23 protein-coding genes and 3 pseudogenes are annotated in these 23,701 nt (G+C 60.9%); 11 read left to right on the top strand and 15 right to left on the bottom strand.

Annotation, left to right across the window (positions count from 1 at the left end; genetic code table 11):
- The 4 genes from KHO41_RS38275 to KHO41_RS38260 all read left to right on the top strand — a co-directional run.
- On the top strand, positions 1 to 199 hold a 199-nt coding region (locus tag KHO41_RS38275), incomplete at its 5' end, for an H-NS family nucleoid-associated regulatory protein (RefSeq protein WP_211957143.1).
- A gap of 77 nt (positions 200 to 276) precedes the next feature.
- On the top strand, positions 277 to 1,035 hold the full coding sequence (gene ybgF, locus KHO41_RS38270; RefSeq protein WP_211958422.1) for a tol-pal system protein YbgF: 759 nt from the start codon (positions 277 to 279) through the stop codon (positions 1,033 to 1,035).
- Between the two features lie 282 nt (positions 1,036 to 1,317).
- The gene (locus KHO41_RS38265) at positions 1,318 to 1,839 is read left to right on the top strand and encodes an FMN-binding protein (protein ID WP_211958421.1); all 522 of its coding nucleotides are present in this window, start codon (positions 1,318 to 1,320) and stop codon (positions 1,837 to 1,839) included.
- Positions 1,778 to 2,701, top strand: coding sequence for an FAD:protein FMN transferase (locus KHO41_RS38260; protein ID WP_342344503.1), 924 nt, complete (start codon positions 1,778 to 1,780; stop codon positions 2,699 to 2,701). The genes KHO41_RS38265 and KHO41_RS38260 overlap by 62 nt, the downstream gene beginning before the upstream one ends.
- A 59-nt stretch (positions 2,702 to 2,760) precedes the next feature.
- Here KHO41_RS38260 and KHO41_RS38255 read toward each other — a convergent pair whose 3' ends face one another.
- Positions 2,761 to 2,973 (bottom strand): hypothetical protein, encoded by a 213-nt coding sequence (locus KHO41_RS38255; protein ID WP_181184576.1) that lies wholly within the window; start codon positions 2,971 to 2,973, stop codon positions 2,761 to 2,763.
- Between the two features lie 770 nt (positions 2,974 to 3,743).
- Here KHO41_RS38255 and KHO41_RS38250 point away from each other — a divergent pair.
- A complete protein-coding gene (locus tag KHO41_RS38250) occupies positions 3,744 to 4,634 on the top strand; it encodes a DUF2242 domain-containing protein (protein ID WP_211958419.1) in 891 nt (296 codons plus the stop codon).
- Between the two features lie 201 nt (positions 4,635 to 4,835).
- Here the strand turns inward: KHO41_RS38250 and KHO41_RS38245 are convergent, their stop codons facing one another.
- Together KHO41_RS38245 and KHO41_RS38240 are read right to left on the bottom strand one after the other, a co-directional pair.
- Positions 4,836 to 5,558 carry a hypothetical protein gene (locus tag KHO41_RS38245; RefSeq protein WP_211958418.1) on the bottom strand — a complete coding sequence of 241 codons (723 nt, stop codon included), beginning with the start codon at positions 5,556 to 5,558 and terminating at the stop codon, positions 4,836 to 4,838.
- 554 nt (positions 5,559 to 6,112) lie between these two features.
- Positions 6,113 to 6,586 carry a hypothetical protein gene (locus KHO41_RS38240; protein ID WP_244874234.1) on the bottom strand — a complete coding sequence of 158 codons (474 nt, stop codon included), beginning with the start codon at positions 6,584 to 6,586 and terminating at the stop codon, positions 6,113 to 6,115.
- A gap of 386 nt (positions 6,587 to 6,972) precedes the next feature.
- Here KHO41_RS38240 and KHO41_RS38235 point away from each other — a divergent pair, with 386 nt between their 5' ends.
- The 3 genes from KHO41_RS38235 to KHO41_RS38225 all read left to right on the top strand — a co-directional run bounded on the left by KHO41_RS38235 (position 6,973) and on the right by KHO41_RS38225 (position 10,925).
- Complete coding sequence (locus tag KHO41_RS38235; RefSeq protein WP_211958416.1) at positions 6,973 to 7,833, top strand: sulfurtransferase; 861 nt, start codon at positions 6,973 to 6,975, stop codon at positions 7,831 to 7,833.
- Positions 7,834 to 7,892: 59 nt separating this feature from the next.
- A complete protein-coding gene (locus KHO41_RS38230; RefSeq protein WP_211958415.1) occupies positions 7,893 to 8,387 on the top strand; it encodes a universal stress protein in 495 nt (164 codons plus the stop codon).
- 102 nt (positions 8,388 to 8,489) lie between these two features.
- Positions 8,490 to 10,925 carry a plasma-membrane proton-efflux P-type ATPase gene (locus tag KHO41_RS38225; protein ID WP_211958414.1) on the top strand — a complete coding sequence of 812 codons (2,436 nt, stop codon included), beginning with the start codon at positions 8,490 to 8,492 and terminating at the stop codon, positions 10,923 to 10,925.
- A gap of 30 nt (positions 10,926 to 10,955) precedes the next feature.
- Here KHO41_RS38225 and KHO41_RS38220 read toward each other — a convergent pair whose 3' ends face one another.
- The 9 genes and pseudogenes from KHO41_RS38220 to KHO41_RS38180 all read right to left on the bottom strand — a co-directional run bounded on the left by KHO41_RS38220 (position 10,956) and on the right by KHO41_RS38180 (position 15,561).
- Positions 10,956 to 11,120 carry a LacI family DNA-binding transcriptional regulator gene (locus KHO41_RS38220; RefSeq protein ID WP_244874233.1) on the bottom strand — a complete coding sequence of 55 codons (165 nt, stop codon included), beginning with the start codon at positions 11,118 to 11,120 and terminating at the stop codon, positions 10,956 to 10,958.
- Between the two features lie 69 nt (positions 11,121 to 11,189).
- Positions 11,190 to 11,579: pseudogene (locus tag KHO41_RS38215) on the bottom strand (NAD(FAD)-dependent dehydrogenase); the annotation flags it as partial.
- Positions 11,580 to 11,827: 248 nt separating this feature from the next.
- Positions 11,828 to 12,175, bottom strand: coding sequence for a carboxymuconolactone decarboxylase family protein (locus tag KHO41_RS38210; RefSeq protein ID WP_211958413.1), 348 nt, complete (start codon positions 12,173 to 12,175; stop codon positions 11,828 to 11,830).
- Positions 12,176 to 12,268: 93 nt separating this feature from the next.
- Positions 12,269 to 12,472 carry a YgaP family membrane protein gene (locus KHO41_RS38205; protein WP_211958412.1) on the bottom strand — a complete coding sequence of 68 codons (204 nt, stop codon included), beginning with the start codon at positions 12,470 to 12,472 and terminating at the stop codon, positions 12,269 to 12,271.
- 157 nt (positions 12,473 to 12,629) lie between these two features.
- A complete protein-coding gene (locus tag KHO41_RS38200; protein WP_244874232.1) occupies positions 12,630 to 13,361 on the bottom strand; it encodes a c-type cytochrome in 732 nt (243 codons plus the stop codon).
- 135 nt (positions 13,362 to 13,496) lie between these two features.
- A complete protein-coding gene (locus KHO41_RS38195) occupies positions 13,497 to 14,318 on the bottom strand; it encodes a sulfite exporter TauE/SafE family protein (RefSeq protein ID WP_211958411.1) in 822 nt (273 codons plus the stop codon).
- Between the two features lie 43 nt (positions 14,319 to 14,361).
- Positions 14,362 to 14,793, bottom strand: a complete 432-nt coding sequence (locus KHO41_RS38190) for a DUF6691 family protein (protein WP_211958410.1) — start codon at positions 14,791 to 14,793, stop codon at positions 14,362 to 14,364.
- A gap of 1 nt (position 14,794) precedes the next feature.
- Positions 14,795 to 15,229, bottom strand: a complete 435-nt coding sequence (locus tag KHO41_RS38185) for a YeeE/YedE family protein (protein WP_211958409.1) — start codon at positions 15,227 to 15,229, stop codon at positions 14,795 to 14,797.
- Positions 15,223 to 15,561, bottom strand: coding sequence for an ArsR/SmtB family transcription factor (locus tag KHO41_RS38180; protein ID WP_140952009.1), 339 nt, complete (start codon positions 15,559 to 15,561; stop codon positions 15,223 to 15,225). Before KHO41_RS38180 ends, KHO41_RS38185 begins: the two co-directional genes overlap by 7 nt.
- An 83-nt stretch (positions 15,562 to 15,644) precedes the next feature.
- Here KHO41_RS38180 and KHO41_RS38175 point away from each other — a divergent pair, with 83 nt between their 5' ends.
- On the top strand, positions 15,645 to 16,505 hold the full coding sequence (locus KHO41_RS38175; RefSeq protein WP_211958408.1) for an MBL fold metallo-hydrolase: 861 nt from the start codon (positions 15,645 to 15,647) through the stop codon (positions 16,503 to 16,505).
- Positions 16,506 to 16,875: 370 nt separating this feature from the next.
- Positions 16,876 to 17,388 (top strand): aspartate carbamoyltransferase, encoded by a 513-nt coding sequence (locus tag KHO41_RS38170; protein WP_244874231.1) that lies wholly within the window; start codon positions 16,876 to 16,878, stop codon positions 17,386 to 17,388.
- On the opposite strand, the pseudogene KHO41_RS38165 reads toward KHO41_RS38170, so the two are convergent.
- Together KHO41_RS38165 and KHO41_RS38160 are read right to left on the bottom strand one after the other, a co-directional pair.
- A pseudogene (locus KHO41_RS38165) lies at positions 17,385 to 18,602 on the bottom strand (ISKra4 family transposase); the annotation flags it as partial. The gene KHO41_RS38170 and the pseudogene KHO41_RS38165 sit on opposite strands and share 4 nt — an antisense overlap.
- Positions 18,592 to 19,356 (bottom strand): annotated as a pseudogene (locus KHO41_RS38160) (IS256 family transposase); the annotation flags it as partial. The pseudogenes KHO41_RS38165 and KHO41_RS38160, both read right to left, overlap by 11 nt.
- A gap of 542 nt (positions 19,357 to 19,898) precedes the next feature.
- On the opposite strand from KHO41_RS38160, the gene KHO41_RS38155 reads away from it, so the two are divergent.
- Entirely contained in the window at positions 19,899 to 21,011 is a 1,113-nt protein-coding gene (locus KHO41_RS38155) for a helix-turn-helix transcriptional regulator (protein ID WP_211958407.1), read from the top strand.
- Between the two features lie 14 nt (positions 21,012 to 21,025).
- Here KHO41_RS38155 and KHO41_RS38150 read toward each other — a convergent pair whose 3' ends face one another.
- A complete protein-coding gene (locus KHO41_RS38150; protein WP_211958406.1) occupies positions 21,026 to 22,804 on the bottom strand; it encodes a PKD domain-containing protein in 1,779 nt (592 codons plus the stop codon).
- Positions 22,805 to 23,701: the final 897 nt, after the last annotated feature.

The following is a 23,701-nucleotide window of genomic DNA, read 5'->3' as shown; positions in this document are numbered from 1 at the left end:
CACCCTCGAAGAGCTCGACGCGGCGGGGTGCTTCGCACCGCCGCCCCCACCACCCCCGCCACCGGCCGCACCGCCGCCGCCGGTGGTCTGCTACCGCAACGCGGAAGGGCTCACCTGGGACGGGCAGGGCGAGATGCCCTCGTGGCTCAAGCGCGCGGTCAATGCGGGGCAGAGCGTCGAGTTTTTCCGGGTGGGATAGGCTTGCCGATGCATTTGGCCCGCAGACCAAGAGCGATCTGACGCGGGCTCACCGACACAACCCACGACGACCCATTTATGAAAGTACACGTTTCCACCCTGTTGTGGCTCGCCGCCATGGCGAGCGGCGGTATGCTGCCACCCACACCGGCACATGCCGGGGTGTTCGACGATGAGCAGGCGCGCAAAACGGTCCTCAACCTGCGTGACCAGTTCAACAGCTTCCAGGCGACGGCGACCCAGCGCATTGAGCAGAACAGCCGCACCACGCTCGATCTGCAGAACCAGCTCGAAGGCTTACGACAGGAGGTGGCGCGGCTACGCGGCCAGAACGAAGTGCTGCAGAACACGGTGGCGACGCTGCAGAAGCAGCAGAAGGACTACTACGTCGACCTGGATGCGCGCCTGAAGAAGTTCGAGCCGCAGCACGCGTCTGTCGAAGACCGCCCAGGCACGTCGCAGCCGAGCGAGAAGCCCGAATACGACGCCGCGCTCAAGCATTTCCAGGCGGGCGACTTCAAGAGCGCCGGGAATGCGTTCTCGTCGTTTATCAAGAAGTATCCGCAGAGCCCGTACCTGCCGCTGGCGCAGTACTGGCTCGGCAACTCGCTCTACGCGCAGCGCGACTATAAGGGGTCCACCTGGGTGCTGCACAAAATGATCGATGCCAATCCGACGCATCCCAAGGTGCCGGACGCCATGATCGCGGTGGCCAATAATCAGCTCGAGTCCGGCCAGAAGGCGGCCGCGCGCAAGACGCTGGAACAGGTGGTGGCCAAGTATCCCGGTACCGAAGGCGCGCGTGCGGCGAACAACCGGTTGAAGACGCTGCAGTAAGTGCGGCGGCTTCCAGCCGGCCGCACCACGCGCCGAAGGCCTGCTTTTAGGTGCTTTTAGGTGGGTCTTCAGATTCTGACGAACCCTACATTTTCCGGAGTGTGGGGTCAACGACGATCTCGACATGGGACGGGCAGGGCGAGGTTTGCTCTTCAGCTGAAAAGGCGGAGAGCGACGCCAGCATCAGCAGTGCACTGCGCACCGCATCTTTGGCGATAAGCAAGCCCGCAACGGGCTTATCATCAAGGTCGCCATTCCGTTCTGAGCCGTCGGAGTCTTCCCATGAAATGGACCCCAGTTGCTGCAATACCGTTCGCCATGCTGGTTGCGCCGGCGTACGCCAGCGATTATCTGACCGTCGAGCAAGCGCAAGCGGAGATGTTCCAAGGTGCTACCTTCCAGCCAGTTCTGTTGAAATTGAGCAAAAGCGTACGTGATGCCATGTACGACCGCTCCGGTGTCCATGAGCCCTTCGACGAAAAGGGCGTCTGGAAGGCGTCCACTGGCGGCTGGTTCATCGTCGACCACGTTACCAGCAAGCACGGGAAAATTGGCTATGCCGTGGGATTGGATTCGAATGGTGCTGTCCGTGCTATTGAAATCCTGTCCTATCAGGAGAGCTACGGTCGTGAAGTCGGCAATGCCGAGTGGCGGGCTCAATTCGAAGGGAAAACATCTCGCGATGCACTCCGGCTCGGCAAGGACATCCGCAATATCAGTGGCGCAACTCTGTCGTGCAAGAATGTTACACAGGGCGTCAAACGCGTACTGGCACTGTACGAACTCGTGCTTGCGAAGGGGTGAGATGCTAAAGCGGGCGCGGCCACTGCTTGGCACTATCGTTGAAATACGTGTCGACGGCGCTCCGGAGGGGCCAGTACCGGCGCGACTCGCCGAGCCAGCAGTAGCGTCTGCATTCGAGTCCATTGCGTACGTCGATAAGCTGATGAGCTTTCATCGCCACGACAGCGACCTTGCCCGCCTGCACGCCGCAGAGCCTGGCCAGCGAGTTAGCGTACATCCATGGACGATGCATGTTCTCCGTCAAGCGTTCCGAATGTTTGAGCTAACTTCTGGCACATTCGACTCGTCGGTTGCAGCAGCATTGGTTGCGGACGGCTTGCTGCCTGCCCCAGCTGGACCGAGACCAGCCATTAGCACAACTTTCGACAGCATAGTTCTTCATTCGGATTGCACCGTCGTTCGCAAAGAGGCTGTCTGGCTAGACCTTGGAGGTATCGCAAAGGGATTTGCAGTTGACGTAGCCGTCGGTGCCTTGCGAGATGCGGGGGGTCGCGCGGGTGCGGTTTCTGCCGGCGGCGACCTTAGAGTGTTTGGCGATACCGACCAGCCGATTTTTGTTCGGTCACCCCAGCGTCCAGCAGAAACGCATTTACTCGGCGCATTGAATCGGGGCGCGGTTGCCACAAGCGGCGCCTACTTTCTGGACAGCTTTGGCCACAGTGCCGGTAAGTATGCGATTGTCGGCGGCGCTCGCTTGCGCGGTCAAGTTCCGAAAACGCCGCGATACCCCAGCGTCTCCGTTATCGCTCCACGCTGCATCTGGGCCGACGCCCTGACAAAAGTCGTGACCCTGGCCGGCATTGAGTCCCCAATCACCATCAAAGCCTTGTCGCTCTATCACGCGCAGGCAGTAGTTTCATGACCCAATCTCTTCGTCGTCACCCCTGAGAAGCACCGGAATTCGCCTGGTCCTACCGCTGGCTATACGGGCACAGATACCGTTGCAGGTGCAATGGCAGTCATCCCGCGAGCGGACCTGGTCCACTTCTTGTCGAGCACGGCGACGACCATCAGCCCAAGCGACGGGCTCAGGATCAACGAGAAGATGATCCATGTGGCGCCGGAGCGTCCCAGTGCGTTAGCAAAAAGGCCAACCGCGAAGGAACAGGTGATCCAGGCAGCAAGTGCAAACATGGCGGCAGATTCCATGAGTCAAAGTGATCGCCACGCGAAACGGCGAGCCACCAGTATGGGCACAACTGCAATCAGTAGCACCTGGGGAAAGGCATTAAGGGAAAGCGCTAAATGAAGACCGCGCCAAAGCGGGTGCAGACGACCGGACCGCTGCGGAGAGGCTAATGAGGCACCTACAGTGCGCCCATCTGCCGATCCTGGGCCGGCGATCTCCGTCCTTCAATGGCGCTCGGCGTGCGCTCGCGACACACATAACACGTGGTGAGCCACTGTGCTCGACGTGGTGAACGATGACTGCGTGACAGCACGCATCGCGCCGGCGCTACGCAAGGAGATCATGGGCGCCGAATTGGAACCACTCATGTTCTGCTGCCCATCGGAAAGCGGTCGAGTTCACGCCCTTGGGAGAACCGTAACCACATTGCGCCCTGATGGAAGTGCTCGTCATCAGACTCTTTTCGGGCACAGTCAAAAAGACGACAGGCATCTCCATACGGATGTCAATGAAGGGCCATGGCGCATATAGGGGGGCCGATGGAACCGCCCGTTGCTGCTGAAGCCGGCCGCTTAGAGTCGGACGGATCCGCTCTGCAATCGGTCAGACGACCACAAGGCGGAAGTCCGCGCGCGCTCGGAACCCCCGGTCAACTTATGAATCTACACTGACGTCTAGGCTATGCGAGATTGCGTCGCCACAAGCGACCGGTGCAAATGAAATTTGCACCGCACCTTGCTAAGCGTCGCACGGCCGAGCCATTTTGATTAACGCCATGCTGCACCGACTCAGCCAGTTGTCCGTTTTGTGCGTGATTATCGCCGTCTTGTCGGCATGCAGTTTGAGTTCGGCGCCGGCGCCGGCAGCGACGCCGCTCTATCAGCAGGAGCAGTTTGACGCGGCGACGAGCCCATACGCACGCACGTTCCAGGCGAATTCCGACGCGACTTGTGAAGCCGCGCGCCGGGCGCTGCTGAGCCAAGGTTATGTGTCGAGTTCGGCCCATCCCGATACGATCGATGGCAGCAAGAATTTCCAGCCGACCGACGACACGCATGTCGTGATCGCCTTTCACATCGTCTGCGCGGACGCGAACGCGGACGGTACATCGAGCACCGCCTATGTGAACGCGGTACAGGACCGCTACGCACTAAAGAAAACCAGCACCTCGGCCAGCGTCGGTCTGAGCGTGCTCGGCTCGCTGTCGTTGCCGATCGGCTCGGGCAGCGACGCGATGGTCAAGATCGCGAGCGAGACGATTCCCGCCGGCGTGTTCTACGAGCGCTTCTTCAATCTGGTTGCCCATTTTCTGAAGGTCGATCCGGTGGGGCGTGACCGCGCGACAGTGACGGGCGCGATGAAGGAGCACGTTGCGCCGCTGCCCGAGCCCGCGCCGACACATCCGGGCGAGCCGATGAAGATGACGACGCCCGCTGTGCCGACGCCGCTCGTCCCGTCCGTTCCTGCGCAGCCGCCCGCTGCTGCACCTGAACCAGCTCCAGCGACCCCGTCGCCTTCGCTGACGTCGCAGGCGCCTGATGGATCAACGGCCACGGTAGCCCCCGCCGCGAAGCCCGACGCCACGGGGCCGACGGTCGCGCCCGCACCAACCGCACCGTCTGCAACGTCCGCTCCACCCGATACGGGCGCGAGCGGCACAAACTGAGCGCAGTGCAGTTGGAGCCATTGACGCTCGAAGACTTGCTATACGTGCACTGACACCGTTGCAGGTGCAATGGCAGTCATCATGCGAGCGAACCTGGTCCACTTTTTGTCGAGCACGGCGACGACCAGCCCAAGCGACGGGCTCAGGGTCAGCAAGAAGACAATGACGGTCCAATAATGAAAGTCCTTGGCTGCGACTGTTTCAGGACGGCCAGTTCAAGTGCTGGGCGACGCCTCCCTTCGATGGGACCGTAACCTCCATCTTACGCTCGACGCCGTTTGCAGTAGCAACCACGCGATACTTCCCTGCTGGAAGTTTGATGTACATAAAGGGCCCGTCGGATATCGCCCCAAAGATCTGTTTGCCATCCGGCTTGTAGATCCGAGTGTCAACGTCGGCCAGAAATTCGCCCCGCTTGCCGGTGAAGGTAAGGCGCAGGCTATACGACGGCGCGGCACGCCGGAAGGCGGCAGCTTCGTCCTCACCAATGCCACCACTAAGGTAGGCCAGACCGCTCGCCTGTTTCTGCGGCGGCAACCCGCCGGCTGCTGGTTGATCAGTGTCGGCACTACGGCTCATCATGGGGCCGCAGTCCAGGCCTGCGGTGCCTCGACCACTGCCATACATGCGCTGTCCACCCCCGCGCTCGTGTCGAAGCACTACGCCTTGTTGATCGGCGCGGGTATGCACGAGATCGTGCAGACGGCGCGTGACTTCCTGGCGTTCCTCTGGTGTCCTGGCGGCGTGCATACGGGCGCAGAAATCCGCCTTTTCCTCGTTGCTGAGCAGGTCGACCCCACGCATGGTCCGGGGAGTCGCGGGTTGTGCAACCTGCCCAGCGGTTTCCTGTGCTTGGCACTCAGGGGTAAACAAGCTGAGGCTGGCGATGCTGACGATACAAAATAACTCAAATGCGCCTTTCATGATGTTGACTCCAGTTGTTCGTCGATCTGTCGATCTTGCATAGACTCCAGAGTTTCGAACCGGTGAAAGTCATGACCGATCCCTCGGAGGCTCCCAACACCTGCTTGTTCATCGCCGGTCTGACGGAAGAGCAGGCGCGTCCGTATGGCAACTGATTCACAAAGAGGCATCGCAGGTGCCCGTGCCTCGGCAATCGCGAAGGTCCGGGTGCAATGCAGGCTCAAGAGAGTGACTGGGGCAGGAACCTTTTCAACCTAGCCGGTTCCATCAAGGGAGCCTTGACGCCCGTCAACCCCAGTCGGAGCCGGTCAAACTTCCGCGCTTTTGGCCTGCGGTAGCGACCAGTCGCGGTACCTCCCGGGGCATCCTGCTGGCGGGTGTCTCTCTGATATCGATGCAATCGACAGAAGCAGCGTCCCGAGCATTCACGTGGGTGTCCGGCCCGTACATACAAGAAATGTCCATGGAATCAATCAATTGCTGACTGGCTCATGTGCCGGACCTTCAGAGGCGGAACTAATGGATGGCGATAGGGACGTGCTTGGAGAGATACTTCAGGTCCCGGCCTTCTCTGCGCATCTGTCAGGGGAAACGTGCAGCGCCACCAGAGGCTCCTGGCCCACCAGATAGCGGTAGTCCAGTGTCACGCCGAGCTTGCCCAGCACGGGCACATCCGGATTTCGGCAGATTCCGCGCTCGAGGATCGGCCTGACAAAAGCCATGAATTTCTTGGTGTCGTCGCGCCGCGGGTCCACCCCGGTTACCTTGAGTTGGAACTCCACGACCTTGCCGGGGCGGACGTTGCAGCCAGTGAGACGTGTAGAGTTATCCAGCACGATTGGCGCCGACCGCGCCAGTTCCGAGCATGCCAGGCTCAGCTGGCGCTCGGCATCGCGGGCGGTCAGCCGCGTCACGCCCGACATGCCGCTTGGCTTGCCGCTTACGGTGCCAAGCAGCAGCTTGGCCAGATCGGAGAGAGGCTGGGCTGCGAAACCCGCAGGGGGGGCCACGATCAGAAGGCCTAGCAAGCATGTTGCCGACCATTTTTCGATGGAGCAGGAGACAGGCATGGAATGGCCGCAACGCAGAACAGGAGCACCCGGAAACAAGCAATTCACTGTAGCGCGTGGCAGGGCCGATCGTTGTCAGGCTTTGTCCTACTTCGCTACTCAGCTGGCGGCACCCGAGGCCGTAACGGGTGGCGGCCAGCCGGACAGGACCTCCAGGTCTTGACGCAGGCGGGTGCCAAGCAGCCCCTGTAACTTGACTTGAGTTGACAGAAATCAACGACCGCGGCCCTTCCCATCCCAGAATTCAGAATGATTGGGACTATTCCAATCGTCCGCAAGCTTGCTGTGGCCCAGTGTCAATTGTCCCGTCAAAGCAAGCGTGGCTCAATCAGATGAGGGTCGTCATGAACGTAAGGGTTCTCATATCACCGGCCGATCTGGCGGAAATGATGCGGACTGAGTCCGTCGTGCTCATCGATACGAGAGACGCGGCGAGCTACGCCGAGGCTCACCTGCCTGGCGCGGTGAATATCCACGAGATATTTACCTACTTGGCAACAACGACACAAGAGGGCTTGGCCGCCCTGCGGGAAGCATTTGCCGAGGCGTTCGGTAAGGCCGGACTGTCGGGAAAGGAAGTGGCCGTCGTCTACGAGCAATCGATGACCACTGGATTCGGTCAATCCTGCCGAGGATACGTACTTCTCCGATACCTGGGATATCCACGGGACAAGATCAAGGTGCTCCACGGTGGCTACCGTGCATGGCACGCGGCGGGCTTTCCCAGCACAACCGACACCCCGAAGCCCGCGCCGGCCAGGTTTCCGCTTGCTAGCACCCAGGCCAGCATCCTCGTCGACCTGGAGGAAATGAAGAAGGCGGTCGCCGACCCACACATTGTCAAACTCGACGTACGCGACGTCGACGAGTGGATAGCCGATAGCTCCTCGCCCTACGGCAAGGATTTTTGTCCTCGCAAAGGCCGAATTCCAAACTCTGTCTGGATCGAGTGGTACCGCATGATGAAGCCGACTCCGGCCGGCCAGATGTTCAAGTCACCTGCGGAAATTCTCGCCGAGTGTGCTACCGTCGGAATTCGTCGTGAAACGCCCGTCGTCGTCTTCTGCTTCAAAGGGGCGCGAGCTTCCAATACCTTTGTCGCCCTGGAAGAAGCCGGGATAGCCGACGTCCGGCTCTATCTTGGTTCGTGGAATGAGTGGTCGAGGGACCTCTCTTTGCCTATCGAAGAGGGCTTGCCTTATTAGAAGCGCTCTGCGCGCCAATGGCCCGATGCCTGCAAGCTTCGACGTGCCACGGTGTCTCCATGTCAGAGGAGGCGAAGTTGTTCCAAAGGATACTGGTCGCGTTTGATGGCAGTTCCGCCTCTGGCGCGGCACTCGCTACGGCTCTCGCGCTCGCGGACGAACTGCATGCGGTCGTCAGGGTAGTCGGCGTGGTTGAGCAACTGCCCAATATCATCGGATTAGGAGGCGGTCTCGAACACGCTTCGACGAAGCAGGCCGTGGTGCGCACCGAAACCGAAGGCGTTCTCGCCCGAGCAAGAGAGTTGCTGGACTTATCCGGCGTCCAGGGCGACACCCTGGCGCTGGATGCTGGCGGGCGAGGCGTCGCGTCAGCAATTCAGTCGGTCGCGCTAGATTGGCATGCCGACGTCATCGTCATCGGAACGCATGGCCGGCGTGGCGCTCAGCGCCTTGTACTTGGCAGTGTTGCCGAGTCCGTCGCCCGGCTGAGCACCATCCCGGTCATCTTGGTGCCTCACCATGCCACCCCCACCGGAGCGTCCGCGCCCAGCTAGTTCACCAATTGCATCCTGCGCGAGCCGAACTCCAATCTTACTGGTGCGTTGAAGAGCACGCTGCCATCTGGCGTGCAACGCTCACTCCCACCCAGACATACGATGATGCAGCAAGAGAACGCGCAGCAAGCGCTACCGCGGGCGGTAGCAGAAACATTGCAAGTATCGGGCTCGAACTGCGAGACTGGCCTGTCGAGTGCGGAAGCGCAGATCCGGCTCAAACGCGATGGACCGAATGAGGTGCCGGAAAGGAAACCGCACCACGTGCTCCGCTTCCTGGCCAAATTCTGGGGGCTGTCCGCCTGGATGGTCGAGTTGATTGCCCTGCTGTCGTTGGTTCTTCACAAGACGACAGACCTTGTCGTCGCTTTGCTCCTCCTCGTCGTGAATGCCGTACTGAGTTTCCTCCAGGAGCAACGCGCGTCCGCTGCCGTCGCTGCACTGCGACAACAGTTGAATATAACAGTCCGGACGATGCGCGACGGAAGCTGGAAGACCATTTCCGCCAAGGCATTGGTGCGAGGTGACATTGTTCGGGTGCGAGCTGGCGACTTTGTTCCCGCGGACATGCTGCTCGTGCAAGGGAATCTGCGGCTCGATCAGGCAGCGCTCACGGGCGAGTCGCGAGAGGTGGAACGGACCACCGGCGATACGCTGTACGGCGGCGCAACGGTCCGCTATGGCGAGGGAACCGGAATCGTCACGGCAACAGGTGTCAAGACCTACTTCGGTCGCACGACCGAGCTTGTCGCAAGCGCGCATCCGAAGTTGCATGTCGAGGAAGTTGTTTCCCGCGTGGTTCGCTGGCTGTTCCTGATCGTTGGCACCCTGGTGCTGGTGACCCTGGTGGTGTCGTACCTGAATGCGCTGCCACTGCTAGATACTTTGCCTATTGCACTTGTCCTCCTGATGAGCGCTGTTCCCGTCGCGCTACCAGTCATGTTCACCGTGAGCATGGCACTGGGCTCCATGGAGCTATCCCGACAGGGTGTGCTCATCACCCGCCTGAGCGGTATCGAGGACGCGGCTACGATGGACGTGCTTTGCACTGACAAGACAGGGACGCTCACCATGAACCAGCTCTCCCTCAAGCTCGTGCAACCTCGGCCCGGATTCAGCGATGCCGACGTGGTCCGGTTCGCCGCGTTGGCATCGAATCTGGCAAACGCGGACCCTATCGACCTCGCATTCTTGCGCGCTGCGGGGACGTCGGGGCAAGAGGAGGGCCACAAGGCAACGATCCTGTCCTTCCAGCCGTTTTCCGCCGCGACGCGACGTACGGAAGCAATTGTGTCGGTGGACGGGGGCACGTTGCGATGCGTGAAGGGAGCCTTGCGAACCGTGGCAGAGGCGGCAGGCCTTTCGCAGGACGCGATCATGCAGCTAGAGGATCAGGCCAGCATCGAAGCGCGCAAGGGAGAGCGTGTTCTGGCAGTGGCGCGAGCCTTTGAAGCAGGTCCACTGGAGCTGATCGGCCTGGCTTACTTGTATGACGCTCCGCGTCCCGACTCGGCGCGTCTCATTGCCGAACTTCGCCGACTCGGCCTCGAGGTCAAGATGTTGACCGGCGATGCCTTGCCGGTGGCGCAAGCCATCGCGGCGGCCCTGGGACTCGGCACGATTGCGCGCGTTCCCGATTTGCAAAGTGAGCAGTCAATGGCGAAGGGTGGGAGCCCGGTGCAAGGCGTTGACGGCTATGCGGAGGTATTCCCCGAGGACAAGTTCCTGGTCGTCAAGCGCCTTCAGGAAGCTGGCCATGTGGTTGGCATGACAGGCGATGGCGTGAACGATGCGCCAGCCCTGCGCCAGGCGGAGGTCGGCATTGCTGTAAGCGGGGCCTCCGACGTTGCCAAGGGCGCCGCAAGCGCGGTGCTAACCCATGAGGGCTTGGTTGACATCGTCGACATGGTGAAAAGCGGACGCGCCATCTATCAGCGCGTCCTGACATGGATCATCAACAAGGTAAGTCGCACCATACTGAAAGCCGGCTTCGTCGTTGTGGCATTCCTGGCCACGGGAAGATTCGCCATTTCCGCGCTTGGCATGGTCCTGCTCGTCTTCATGACGGATTTTGTCAAGATTGCCCTGGCGACTGACCGCGTGCATCCTTCGAAACGGCCGGAGACCTGGAATATTGGCCCACTTGTGCGGGTGGCCATCGCTCTTGGCTTCTTGATGTTGGTCGAGTCGCTGGCACTGCTCGCATTCGGCTGGCATCGCTTTGGACTCGCGGATGCCGGCGGCAAGCTGCAGACTTTCACATTCCAGACCTTGCTCTTCTTCGCCCTCTTTTCCATCGTCTCGGTCCGTGAGCGCCGCGCGTTCTGGTCGTCACGGCCGAGCAGGACACTTGCCATTGCCATCGTCGCAGATGCCGCTCTTGGCCTGTTCATCGGCATTCATGGCTTGGCGGAACTGCGACCGCTACCGCTTGCGATCAGTCTTGTGACATTCACCTACGCAGGACTTCTCGTCCTCGGCCCGAACGACCTGTTGAAGACACTCCTTACCCGGAAATGGGGTAGCGTTGGATCGTGATGCTTGCACTATGGGCCGAGCCCTTGTCTCTCAGTTCCGGACACACACCGGGCACGGGTCCACCACGCTGCGGTCGTTCAGTGCGTGCGAGACGTTCATCAAGGAGACGACTGCTGCGCGCGCCACGTCGTGGATGGTGATGCGGCGTGGTTTGCCGGCACGGTCGGACGGGGCGAGCGCGTTGGGATCGGACATGCCGTTTCAGGAAGCAGTGCCGGAGGATACAACAGCCTCTTACAACAGATTCGGGTCGTGCCGCCTGCGTTATCCCTGCAACTCGGGTGTCGCGAGCCATTCGCGTCCCTTCAGCATGCCCTGCCAGTAGAGCGGCGGCAGAATCCGCTCCTTGAGCCACCACGCCAGCCGCGAAGGCCGCGTGCCATCGATGAACCAGCCCGGAAAGCTCGGCGCGACCTTGCCGCCGTAGGTGAACTCGGCCAGGACGATCTTGCCGCGTTCCACTGTCAGGGGGCAGGAGCCGTAACCGTCGTAGCGGGCTTCTCCCGTGGCCTCGCCGCGGGTGGCCAGCAAGTTATGCGCGACGACCGGCGCCTGCTTGCGCGCCGCGGCGGCCGTTTTGGCATTGGGCATATTGCAGGCGTCGCCCAACCCGAAGACATTGTCGAAGCGTTTGTGGCGCAGCGTTGCCGGATCGCCCTCGGGATTCCCCAGGTCCGCTTGTATGACGGCTCGATGATTGAATGGGCGCTGGAAAATAGGCCGACGGTGAGTGTTCAGGAACACTAGAAACTGCTCGCGCGTGGCACACTGATGTGTAAGCCCTGCTCGGAAAGAATGAGTGAGGGGGGCTCTGGCGGCCCCCCTGCATGCTGGCAGGCCGGTACACGCGCACTAGCAACCTTGCGCGCTTGAGCGGGAACTCGGACAGCGTTCCAACCGCATCAGGACGAAAATTCGTCAAAAGCCGCGAGCGCATGCGTAGCATACATCATCGAAGGCCCACCACCCATATACACGGCGGTTCCCAACACCTCTTCCAATTCGGTCCGAGTGATGCCCAGCTTGATGAGCGCCTGGATATGAAAGCCGATGCAGTCATCGCAGCGGCCTGCGACCGCGATACCCAGCGCAATCATCTCGCGTGTCTTCTTGCTCAAGGCCCCCTCTTTGGTGCCAGCCGCTGCCAATTGACTGAATGCTGCCATTAAGTCGGGCTGGGTCTCGCGCAGGCGGCGCATTTGCGCCGACACATCTTTGACCACAGTCTTGAATTCGGGCATGCCACTCATAAAAACCCCTTCATCTGGGAATTGCGCAGGGCGCGTGACAAGTGTTCGAGGGGGCCGAGCAGCCCTGAGGCTGCCACGCCGGCTGAATTGAAGTTACTTCGCGTCAGACTTCGATGCCGCGCATGTCTTCACGCCGAAAATGCTGTAGGCAGGACAGACGCGCACGATACCTGTCAGCAGTGGGAGAATGCCAATCCAGCCCCAGGCACCCACGCGGCCGGTCGCGGCCAGGCCAATCAAGATCAGTCCAATTACAACTCGGAGGACTCGGTCAACAGTCCCAACATTTGCTTGCATGGCTGCCTCCTTGGCAATAATAAAATTGTGCGAACGGACCGCGGGCGGGGTTGGATCCAACACTACCCTTGGGGAACGCTTTTACTCTGGCTTCGATCTGGATGATCGGTCATGATCCAGCGCAACCCCCTGCAAAATGATCGGGGCGCTTGTCGAGCTAGCGTGCGTCCTTCGGCCTGTCGCCCTTTGGCCAGTCCTTGGCCTTGGCTGCATAATCGGGCCTGGGCTGTTGCGTAAAGTAGGCGGCAACATCGACGGCGTCCTGCGCTGACAGCGTTCCGCCCTGGCCCAGTGGCATGTTGTGCTTCACGAACGCAGCAGCGGTGTACATGCGCGCCATCCCCGCACCCACGTTGAAGGAATCCTTGCCCCAGACCGGCGGGAAGATATAACCCCCTTGCGGGTTCTTCGTGCCCTGGCCTTCGGCACCATGGCAGGACGCGCATTGGGCGCCGTAAATCGTCTTGCCGTGGACCGGGTCCGGCGTCAGTGACGTATCAATCTTCTCGAAGCCTCTGCCGGCCACATTCGTGCCGGTCGGGACCCCCGTGGACAGCCATTTCATATAGGCCATGATGGCATTCATTTCTGCCGAGTCGAATGCCAGCGGTTTGCCGTTCATCGAGCGCTGGAAGCAGTCGTTGATGCGTTCCTGCAGCGAGATGACTTTTCCACTGCGCGATCGGTATTCCGGAAAGGCGCCGACCAGCCCCACCCACGGCGATGCATGGGCAGTCGTCCCGGCATTCAGGTGGCAGCTCGTGCAGTTCAGGCCGTTACCGACATTCTTGGGTAGCTGCTTGTGGGTATCAGTGAGCAGTGCCTTGCCGCGCTTAATGGCATCCCCCATCGGTCCCTTGGGAATCGACGCTTCGTCGGGCACGGGCATAGGTACCGTCGGCGATTGAGACAACGCAGGTGCACTGGCAACTGCCAGCATCGCCAGGGTCAAAATGCGCTGTTTAAATGTGTTCACGGGTGTCTCCTTGGTTGTATCGACTAATGTGTTCGCTTTGGTATTGCATTAGGCAGCCATGGCGATTTTCGCGACCATGCCGATGGCAATCAGACCGGCCACCACGGCAAAGCCTTGTTGCAGCCTGTGGCCACTTAGCCGGCTGGCGACTTGGCGGCCGCCTAACATGGCAGCCATGGCATCTGCGGCGAACGGCACACCAATTTGCCAGTTCATGCGCCCGGCAATCGCTGTCGAAATCACGCCGGAAGCGGACACCAGCGTGATGACTGCCAGGGATGTCGCCACGATGGCATGCTCCGGGGCATTGCTCGCCTTCTTCAGCGCGGGAACAATGACGAAGCCGCCACCGACACCAAGCAGCCCCGATAGAAAGCCGGCGCCTACACCCGACAGCGCAAGGGCGCGAGTGCAGGAGGCGGTCCAGACAAAGCGCCTAGTGCGGTTATCCAGCTGGCAAGGGTGCGTTGATTGGCTGGCCCCCGTTGCCTGTTCCAACTTGCGCCCGGCTGCCTGTCTGAACATCCGCAATGCCACGAACGCCAACACGACTGCAAACAGCAGCGTCAGCGGTCCGTTCGGCAGACGATGTGCGACCCACAATCCGACGGGTGAGAACAGCGTCCCGGCAGCCGCCATCAGCATGGCGGCACGGTAACGCACAATGCCTGCACGTAGTCCAAGCACCGCGCCTACGGCGGCAGACAAGCCCACCGCGAGCAGCGCGACCGGCGCGGCCTCCGCCACGCTCAGACGCAGAACAAAAAGCAGCAGAGGGACGGCGAGAATGGCGCCGCCTGCGCCGGTCAGCGCCAGGATGAGGCCGACAACAGCGCCGAGCAGCACGCTGTTGGCAATGATGTTTTCCATCGGTTCAACGTTTGCCAGCGGTAGTGCAATCGGTTGCTGCGGCTTAGGCGCCCTGCAGGCTCGACTTCGACCGCTCGAGGACTTCAAAGACCAGCATGCCTGCCAGCATGGCAGCGACAAATCCCACGGCCTTCGGGTATCCCGCCCCCAGGGCCACCAGTGCGGGGCCCGGGCAGAACCCGGCCAGACCCCAGCCGATGCCGAACGCGGCGCTACCCAGTACCAGTCGAAGCGTCACGGTCGTGCTGGCCGGCAGTTGCATAGGCAACCCCAGGAAGGAGCGCTTGCGCCGTTTCCCAACAATGAACGCAATGGTGCCGATAGCGATGGCGCCGACCATGACAAACGCCAGCGACGGGTCCCAGGTTCCAGCCAGGTCGAGAAAGCCCAATACCTTGGCCGGGTTGGCCATGCCGGAGACCATCAGGCCGACGCCGAAGAGCAGGCCTGCAAGCAGTGCAGTAATCGCGGTCATATCAGCCTCCAATCAAGTGGCGTTGCACGAAGACGGTCAGGAATCCCGCCACCGTGAAGGTCAGGGTGGCGACCAGCGAGCGGATGGAGCCGCGCGAGATGCCACACACACCATGGCCGCTGGTGCAGCCGCTGGCGTAGCGGGTGCCGAGCCCAACCAGAAAACCGGCGACCAGAACTTGGCCCCAGCTCGCCTGGATATCCGCAACGGCGGCCTTGCCGAGCAGGCTCGCAATGACAGGGGCGCCGACCAGACCGACGAGGAAGGTCACTCGCCAGGCCATGTCCTTGCGCGGCAGGCTCAGAAGGCCGCCAAGAATGCCGCTGATGCCGGCAATCCGCCCGTTGAACAGCACCAGGATGGCCGCTGCCGCGCCGATGACGAGTCCGCCAGCCAAGGACAGGTCGGGCGTGAAGTTAGCGAGGTCAATCAGCATGTTGCATTCCCTGATGTGTCAGCACAGAACTGTTGATAAAGCACAGTCATGACGGCAAGTGCCTGCGCGCTTGCCACCGAATAGAAGATGTTCTTGCCGTCACGGCGCGTCGCCACCAGATCGTTTTCGCGCAGCACGGCAAGCTGCTGGGACAGCGTCGGCTGCCGGATGCCGAGTTGCGCCTCCAGCTCGCCGACAGACAACTCGCCTTGGGAAAGCTGGCACATCAGCAGCAGGCGGTCCGGATTGGCGAGCACCTTGAGCAGCGCACAGGCGTTCGTCGCCGCAGCTTGCATGGTGGCGAGGTCGATGGTCGGGTGAGGCTGGTCCATAGGCTGTCTACAGTTTAGTTACAGATAGTATATTGAAAAATAGAATATCTGTGAATAGAATGGTCCGCATCTAAGGAGGCAGCATGCAACCGACCATTCAACCGTTCTTCGACCCGGCCACTTGGACGGTGACTTACGTGGTCTATCAGGAAGGGCGGCCCGAGTGCGTCATCATCGACTCGGTGCTGGACTATGATCCCAAGTCGGGTCGGACATCGACGGCAAGTGCAGACAAGGTCATCGCTTTCATGCGTGAGTGGGGGCTGCGGGTCGAATGGATTCTTGAGACACATGCGCACGCCGACCACCTCTCTGCGGCGCCTTACCTCAAACGTCAGCTGGGTGGCCGCATTGCCATTGGCCAGAACATCCGTCGTGTGCAGGGCGTTTTCAAGAAGCTTTTCAATCTGGAGCCGGAGTTCCGGCTCGATGGTTCGCAGTTTGACCACCTGTTTGAGGACGGCGAGACATTCGCCATCGGTGGGCTGACCGGCAAGGCGATTCACGTGCCAGGGCACACTCCTGCTGACATGGCCTACCAGATAGGAGATGCGGTCTTTGTCGGCGATACGCTCTTCATGCCGGACGTCGGCACTGCTCGCTGCGACTTCCCCGGAGGCTGCGCACACGAGTTGTATCGCTCTATCCGCAGGTTGCTGGAGCTCCCGGATGAGACGCGACTGTTCATGTGTCACGACTATCCACCCGAAGGGCGCGTGCCTATGTGGGAAACGACGGTGCGTGACCAGAGGAAACGCAACATCCACGTGTGCGATGGAGTGAGCGAAGATCAGTTTGTGGACATGCGTAAGGCGCGCGATGCAACGCTGGCGATGCCGACGCTGATATTGCCGTCGGTACAGGTCAATATCCGGGCCGGTGAGTTGCCTCCGCCTGAGGGGAATGGGGTCCGCTATCTGAAGATTCCGCTTAACGCCTTATGACGCCGCCCGCCACTCGTTGCTGGCTCGGGGCGCGTGGGTGACCGCAGGCGCGCTGCTGGACTGCCAACTGACGGTTGCGGAGACCGCGGTGGCGGCACGACTTTCCCGTGTTTGCCACAACTATGTGGAAGTTCGCGCTGCACCTGGCGCCGCTCGCAAATCTGAATGGGCATCGGGGGGCACACTGATACGGATTTTGTCAAAAATTTTGTCACCCGAATGAGTTAGTACCCGTGTGCCGATGGGCAAAGTAGAGGAGGAATATTACCGTTTTGTGAACGTTGGGGTGCACCCTGCTACCTGCGTGGAGCGTGGGGCAGGCATCGTCGATGTCGTTAAGATCGTGACATAGCGCGAGAGGAAGATATTCATGGCACACCGCAAGCCATTTCTTGCAATTACCTTTCTAACCACCCTTGCTGTCGCGGGTGCGGTCGGGGCCGCGGATGTCCCGCGTCAGGCGGAAGTCGCCAGACTGGGGGCTGGCGTCATGCCATTCACCCTTAAGGGAACAACGCACATCTTCACCAAAACGAAAGACGGCGGGATCCAGCGCGTTATCGTCAACGTCCCCTCCAATACGGAACAAGTTGCACTCGTGCGAGAGCATTTACGCTCTATCCAGCGGCAGTTCTCGCAGGGCGATTTCTCTGGCCCCACGCATATCCATGGCCCAGCCATGCCTGGGCTGTCCGAGCTCAAGGCAGCCAAGCCAGGGCAAATCGAAATAGAGTACAAAGAAGTTCCTGCAGGAGCGGAACTGACCTACCGCTCCGAGGACAAGAGACTCGTAGCTGCGCTGCACAATTGGTTCGACGCACAGCTTTCCGACCATGGCGCCGATGCCATGGCGGGAGACCGCGCCAAAACGGGGGCTGACTAAGCGGCAAGGCGGTGGCCTTCTTCTCCGGCGATGGACGGATACCATCTTTCAACGTAAGACCGCAGTTGGTTATTGAGCACGGCAGTGCGGATCTGAAGCAGGTTGTGCGCGTGCCGAGGTCGCCAGGCCATCTGCTGCCGTTTGACGAACCGCTTGCTGACCACCTGGTTGACGGCCGACTCGACGAACCCCGAGGCAATGGGCTCCCCATGCCGATAACGATCACCGTAGTTCACGATGAAGTGCCGGTTGTTGTCGAGGTAGACAATGAACTCCTCGAGTTTGCCGAGAAGTTTGCCCTCCTCGGGGCTGGCCTCAGGGCCCAGATCCCAGCCCAGGCTTTCCAGGCGACGCAACGCTGGAAAGGGGCAGCCGTGCCACAAGTGCCACTTGGCGCCATGCAGCGTCTTGATCAATGCGGTATTGCTGGGGCCATCGCTATGTGCCGGCCGGCCCTTGATCATCTGTTCGAGATTCTGTACCCGCATGGCGATGTGGAACCAATCGAGAACGTAGTCACCGCGGTCACCAAAGCCGAGCTGGGCAAACCGTACGGTATCCCCGCCGTCCGACAAGAAGGTGACCGGCTGACTGGGTTGCACACCTTCTCGTAGCAGGAAGTTCCACATACGATCGGCCGGTCGGCGCTCCAGTTTGTGCACGTAGGCAAAGCTATGGCCGGCATCCTGATCCCGTAGGGACTTTCCCACGATCACTTCAAACCAGCCGTCCTGGCGGCGCCGGTGGCCGGCCCGCCGCAGGTAGCCGCCGTCAATGCCGACCGCGCGGATCGGACTGGGCTCGGGGATCTCAGGCGAGCGGACACTCGCCGCCGCCTCCGCCTGCTGCCGGGCGTCGGTGGCCTGTTCCGCTTCCAATCGGCGACCGAGCGTGGTGACCTGGCGCCGGATTGAGCTCGCTGCCAGCACATGATCGAGCGGCAGTACCTCTTGCAGGACGTTGACGGTCAGACCATACGACATCAACGCTGCGAACTTGACCTCGAGATACTGCAGTTCTGGGCTGACCCGCTCAGGCAAGCAGTTGGCGATCGGACTGAAGGTGGGGGCGTCACCTTGGCACCGCCGGCAGGGGTACAGCCTGGGACTGTCAATCGACAGTCGCCCGAACGCGCTCCGGAAGACCAAGTGATGGTGGCCCTTGCAAGCCAATTGCGCTCCGCACGTGGGACACACACTGGTCCGGGCAACTGCCCTCCAGGGCAGCCCAGAATCCCATGGCGCCATCGCCGACCGCCGCCAGCGGGCCAGCCTGCAGACCGCGGGATTTCAGGTCCAGCAGTACTTCTGCCCACGATGCCTTCGATTCCCGATAGCCGTCACCGATCGCCACGCGCTCCTTCCTGCCGTCGGGCGTGACGCCGATGATCACCAGCAGGCATTGCCCGTCCGAGCCCTCGCTGCGCAGACCCGTGTGGATGCCGTCCACCCACCAATACACATAGCGCGCCGCCGCCAGATCACGCTGATTCCAGCGCGCATGCTCGTCTGCCCACTGCGCCTTCAATCGGCTCACCACGTTGGCCGATAGCCCTTTGGCATCCTCGCCCAGCAGCACCGACAGCGCCTCGCTCATGTCGCCTGTCGAGATTCCCTTCAGATACAGCCAGGGCAGCGCCGCACTCACCCGCGGTGACTTCCTCACATACGGCGGCACGATCGCCGAGTTGAACTTCACGCCAGACCCGGACCGGTCGCGCACCTTGGGCACCTTCACGGCAATCGGTCCGGCGCCCGTCAGCACCTCGCGCTCCGAGAGGCAGCCATTGCGAACCACGGCGCGCTGCCCGCTCAACGTCTTGACGTTACTGAACTGCTCAAGCAGCTCTGCCAGCTCCACTTCAATCGCCTCCTGGATGACCCGCCGGGCCCCGCGCCTGATCAGCTCCTCGAGCCCAAGCCCGATTTCCGATAGACCGACTGCTTCTTTCCCTTTATCCTTGCTCATGGTGGACCTTTCTTGTGCTGGTTTCCGATCTCGACAATCAGATTCTCAGCGGAAAGCTCCACCGCCCTCTACTCCGCGCCTCAAATTCCCCCCGTAAGGACTTTAGCTCCTTCATCGTCCGGGGCAGGGTCACTGCCTTCGCGATCACACCCGATGGCCAAATGCCTTCTTCGCTAATCTAGGGCTGTTCACGATGTCCGAGGCCCTTAGATTGGCGCGCCAACCCCGATGCGGAAACAACTAACCGGAGAGCCAGTCGCGATAACCGCACACCGGGTTCGGAGGGAGGGGACGGCGAAAGCCGTTTCCTACCCCTATACAAGAGCGTATCTTGGTCAGACCCGCTTATGGCGAAGCGCAGCGTTCCAGCATCACGACGGATGCCGGGTAAGACGTCCCAATCGTATGGGGATGCGGGTGGCGGGTGGCGGGTCAAACTGCATCGAGGCTAGGAAATCTGCACTCCACATAATAGACTTCAGCGAGATCGCAAGCTCCCGACCGGCACGCGCGGGAGCGTAAGTCTGATGAGGGTGTTGCGTATGCCTGACTTCGCAGCGGTGATCCCGGAGATTTATCAGCAGGCTCAGGAACAGACGCCATGGACGTCGGTCCTGCGCGATCTTTCTCGGTTCTTCAATGCCTCTGGCGCCTTTCTTTTTACGACATATGTTCCAGCCACCGCTGGAGGCCTCGGGATTGCCTATGGCCTCCCGGAGGAGACGGTGGATCAATTCCTGAAAGAGACGGCGGACGTGGATGTCTGGTACCAGGAACTGGTGCGCAAAAACGGCCCGCTGCGCACCGGTTTCACCTGCACCACCGACCACCTGTTGTCGGATAAGGCGCTGCGCAGAACTCGCTTTTTCTCAGACTACTTGGCGCCGAGCGATATCGGACGCTGTATCAGCGCGATCGTCTCGGACGGAAGCCCCGCATCTCCACCTCTCGCGCCTCTCTGTTTTTACCGACCCCTTGGATCGAGCCCATTCGGGGTACGGGAAATGAGGGCGATGCAGGAATTGACCCCCCACTTCGCCCGCGCCATGCAACTGCGGTGGGAACTGGAAGCGGCGCGGCAGGGGCACGCGGAGCTAGCAATGCATCGGGTCGTTACCGCAGTGGTAGTGCTGGGGCGCGATCGTCGGATTCTCTATGCCAACCCGGCAGCCGAACGCTTCCTGTGCCGACCCGCCACCTCCATTACGCGGGATCGACGGCTGTCGGCCACCGATCCGCGCGACACCGCCGCGCTGGAAAAGGCCATCTCCGCATGCGCGACATACCGGTTTGAAACACCACTATCGTTCTCGATCCGGCTGGCCGGCCCGATCGGCGCTGGCATCGTGGCGCGACTGGTCCCGCCGCCGCCTGGCCTGCCGAACACAGCGCAGGCGGCTTCGGTCGCTTTCCTGAGCGAAGAAGGGCAAAGTGGGATCGACACGGCCGCCCTTGCGTCATCGCTTTATGGACTGTCCGCCGCCGAAACTCGACTGCTGGCCGCGCTCGTCTCCGGCACGCCGCTCGAGGCCATTGCCACGGTGCACTGCGTCGAATTGTCGACTGTTAAATCCCAGTTGCAGTCCATCTTTTCGAAAACTGGAACGCGGCGGCAATCGGATTTGGTGCGCTTGATGTACTCGATTGCGCGGTAAGTCCATGCCTCGCGTCACCCAGGCGCCTGCGAGCCGGAGAACGTGCCGGCCTCGCCCAAACCGGGGTTTGACCATGTGCCACGCACGGTCCACGCTCCGTTGCCGGGCAGAAGTTGGCCGGAGAAGCTCGCGCCTCCAGTCACCTCACCTTGTGCAACGCTGAACTTGCCGTCGGTCGCCAAATTGCCCTTGATAGAATAGCCGTCCCCGGTTTCGGTCGATCTAGCGGAACCGGTGATGGCGCCGCTTTCGGCGAAGTTCAGGTTGAACGTGCCAGAGTCGTCGCCGCCAAATGAACCACTGAACTTGCCGATGACGCGCACTTCGATCACGGCGCTCCCTTGATACTCGACCGCTATAGGCGCACCGTTCGCGTCGAGCGGAACAATCTTGACCGACACCGGGTAGTCGCCTGGCGACAGAAATTTGACAACGGGGTTCGGTTCAGAACTTGTCTTCCCATCGTGGAGCGTCCACGTGAATTGATACCCAGCCGGACTGGCGATCACACCATCGAGCGTTGGCACCAGTTGAACAGGAAGTCCGTCTTCGGCCACGGCCTGTCTGTTCTCGGTGATGCCGACGACCGGCGCGCAGTTCCCCACGCCCTTGAAGCGGTCCCCAAGGTCTATCGGCTCCGTAATGGCAAAGATCCTGTGCTCATACTTCTTGGTGCCGCCGCGGAAGTTATGGAAATTGAGCCCTGCAGTGACTGCCGTGACACGGGCAATTGGAACGCGGTTACACACATTCGGCATCACCCCGCTCACCTGCCAGGAAAACTCGGGGCCAATGCTGGCCGAAATGCCGAGCACGCCCACCCGCAATGCCGCGACGAGTTCAGGCCCGACAGAGAGCGCCACGCTGCCGGTCGCCGCCATGACCGGGGCCCCGGTAAGCACGTTCTGTATGGCAAGCAAGGCGGCCTTCAGCAAGTCGTCTGGCACCACGCTGGTGGTCTGCGAGGTTTGAATTGACGAGCCGTTCTCGAATGCGCCCGTTGTACGGTTATAGCGCGCGCCGGCGGAGAACGTGACCTGGTGGGACGCGCTGAGGAGTTTTGTGACCTCTACCTTGGAAGCCAGCCCCAGGACCACCTCGACAGGAATTTCGCCCCTCACAAGTCCCAGCGACTGCGGGACGATGAAGCTCGCGAATTTCGCCACGGGGATTCCTTCCTTTGCTCGCACGGTCGCGGCGATATTGACATCAGCACCAAAGGTAAGGGTGCCGTCGTAGAATAGTTCGGCCTCTTTCAATCCATCATCTCTGGAGTAGTCGAACTTCGCGCGCACTCGCCCATTTGAAAAGCGGGCCTGTACCGCGAGGATTCCTCCACCAAAGGAGTTGGATACGTTCCAGTCATCGAGTCTTATGCCCGCCTTTGGGGCTTTCATGGGCACCACCATTTCTGTTGGCGCGATAGGCTCGTCGAGCGTGAATCGCAGCACCGCGAAGATTTCTTGGAAATCCGGGATCGTGGTGGTCAGCCGGGTTTGCTGCCCGGTAGCCCTGGACTCGACGACCTTGTGCGCCGCTCCGTTCAGAATGAAAGATTGACCCACTCTGGGAGGTGCAGTGCCCGCATAGTCGAGAACATCGTCTTCGACGATCGTGTATAGCTGCGCTTCGGCTGGCGAGACGTTCAACACGTCGGCGTGAAGCTCTACTTGGTTCTGGCTCTGCGCTGGCGCCGGATCCTGCGGGCTACCGTAGTTGTCATCCCCGCCGCCGCAACTCACGATAAACAGGAAAGCCAGAGCAGCCAGCGCGCCGCGTAAAAAGTACCTCATGATTCGCCCCCTTTCCGAGCCGTTCTTCGGCCGGGGTATTACCGGACTGCTTGATAGCGCCGCGATTCGCGCTTGCCATACGGTGATAGCACCGGACAAGACAAGACACATCATTCGAACGGTGGACGCCTGACGATGGCGGGGCCGGGATCAATGGGTTGTGACCGGCTCCACGGTCATCCAACACGCAGAGTCAGGCATGGACTACGTTTGTGGAGGGATCCCCAGAACCTTGCGCGGTTTCAGAGGGAGGCGCAGTAGTGATCCATTGCTTGGTCGAGGACGAAGCGACCACCTCAGGGAGAGATGGCCGCATGGCGTCCATGCCGACTTGCCCCCAGGAACCGGTACTACAGTGGTGGATACTCGGCATTGACGCGCAGTGTAGCCGCGTCCCCTCTGGCGCACTTCTGGTTGCCCGTGGGAGAGACTGGCTCCGGCAGATCGCATCAGGCTTGTTTGGTGAGCGTCGTTGGCTTCCCGCTGGGTAGGTTTGTCCCCCTTCTATGGCCCCTGACCAAGATACGCCCTTATGCGCTGCAGCGCATAAAGCAGAGATTTTTTTGGTTGGCGATCGCGGCTACTGACACGTGACCAGGCCGGTCTGGCCAGCCCGCGATCGGTAATCAAAAAAATGTTTGTGCTAAACCGCTCCGCAGGCGCTGGCGTTTATGGGCATTGAATGATCGTGGCGGTGATTCGCGTTACCCAGGGCGTGGCCATGGCACGCCGGAAGCGGGCGGTCTGACCGAGTCGGGCGCGCGAAGATCGTGAGAATACGAGCGTTACTGACCAGTGCACTAAATAGTGCGCACATTTAATCATGCTGCGTAGCGCACGTGCTTTTCCTTAAACAGGTTGCGGATAACATGAGGCTGCTTCTGCCGGCGATGCAGA

The organism is Cupriavidus numazuensis, from assembly GCF_905397435.1.
GTDB lineage: Bacteria > Pseudomonadota > Gammaproteobacteria > Burkholderiales > Burkholderiaceae > Cupriavidus > Cupriavidus numazuensis.
Note: the sequence above shows the minus strand (reverse complement) of the source record. Positions and strands in the feature narration are given on the sequence as shown.

Coding starts and splice junctions, on each gene's coding strand:
- KHO41_RS38220 (WP_244874233.1), bottom strand. CDS start 11,120: ATGTCCGATCCCAACGCGCTCGCCCCGTCCGACCGTGCCGGCAAACCA.
- KHO41_RS38225 (WP_211958414.1), top strand. CDS start 8,490: ATGATGCAGCAAGAGAACGCGCAGCAAGCGCTACCGCGGGCGGTAGCA.
- KHO41_RS38185 (WP_211958409.1), bottom strand. CDS start 15,229: ATGCTGATTGACCTCGCTAACTTCACGCCCGACCTGTCCTTGGCTGGC.
- KHO41_RS38180 (WP_140952009.1), bottom strand. CDS start 15,561: ATGGACCAGCCTCACCCGACCATCGACCTCGCCACCATGCAAGCTGCG.
- KHO41_RS38170 (WP_244874231.1), top strand. CDS start 16,876: ATGGCACACCGCAAGCCATTTCTTGCAATTACCTTTCTAACCACCCTT.
- KHO41_RS38150 (WP_211958406.1), bottom strand. CDS start 22,804: ATGAGGTACTTTTTACGCGGCGCGCTGGCTGCTCTGGCTTTCCTGTTT.
- KHO41_RS38200 (WP_244874232.1), bottom strand. CDS start 13,361: ATGCCCGTGCCCGACGAAGCGTCGATTCCCAAGGGACCGATGGGGGAT.
- KHO41_RS38195 (WP_211958411.1), bottom strand. CDS start 14,318: ATGGAAAACATCATTGCCAACAGCGTGCTGCTCGGCGCTGTTGTCGGC.
- KHO41_RS38265 (WP_211958421.1), top strand. CDS start 1,318: ATGAAATGGACCCCAGTTGCTGCAATACCGTTCGCCATGCTGGTTGCG.
- KHO41_RS38245 (WP_211958418.1), bottom strand. CDS start 5,558: ATGAAAGGCGCATTTGAGTTATTTTGTATCGTCAGCATCGCCAGCCTC.
- KHO41_RS38190 (WP_211958410.1), bottom strand. CDS start 14,793: ATGACCGCGATTACTGCACTGCTTGCAGGCCTGCTCTTCGGCGTCGGC.
- KHO41_RS38205 (WP_211958412.1), bottom strand. CDS start 12,472: ATGCAAGCAAATGTTGGGACTGTTGACCGAGTCCTCCGAGTTGTAATT.
- KHO41_RS38260 (WP_342344503.1), top strand. CDS start 1,778: ATGTTACACAGGGCGTCAAACGCGTACTGGCACTGTACGAACTCGTGC.
- KHO41_RS38255 (WP_181184576.1), bottom strand. CDS start 2,973: ATGTTTGCACTTGCTGCCTGGATCACCTGTTCCTTCGCGGTTGGCCTT.
- KHO41_RS38175 (WP_211958408.1), top strand. CDS start 15,645: ATGCAACCGACCATTCAACCGTTCTTCGACCCGGCCACTTGGACGGTG.
- KHO41_RS38210 (WP_211958413.1), bottom strand. CDS start 12,175: ATGAGTGGCATGCCCGAATTCAAGACTGTGGTCAAAGATGTGTCGGCG.
- KHO41_RS38155 (WP_211958407.1), top strand. CDS start 19,899: ATGCCTGACTTCGCAGCGGTGATCCCGGAGATTTATCAGCAGGCTCAG.
- ybgF (WP_211958422.1), top strand. CDS start 277: ATGAAAGTACACGTTTCCACCCTGTTGTGGCTCGCCGCCATGGCGAGC.
- KHO41_RS38250 (WP_211958419.1), top strand. CDS start 3,744: ATGCTGCACCGACTCAGCCAGTTGTCCGTTTTGTGCGTGATTATCGCC.
- KHO41_RS38235 (WP_211958416.1), top strand. CDS start 6,973: ATGAACGTAAGGGTTCTCATATCACCGGCCGATCTGGCGGAAATGATG.
- KHO41_RS38230 (WP_211958415.1), top strand. CDS start 7,893: ATGTCAGAGGAGGCGAAGTTGTTCCAAAGGATACTGGTCGCGTTTGAT.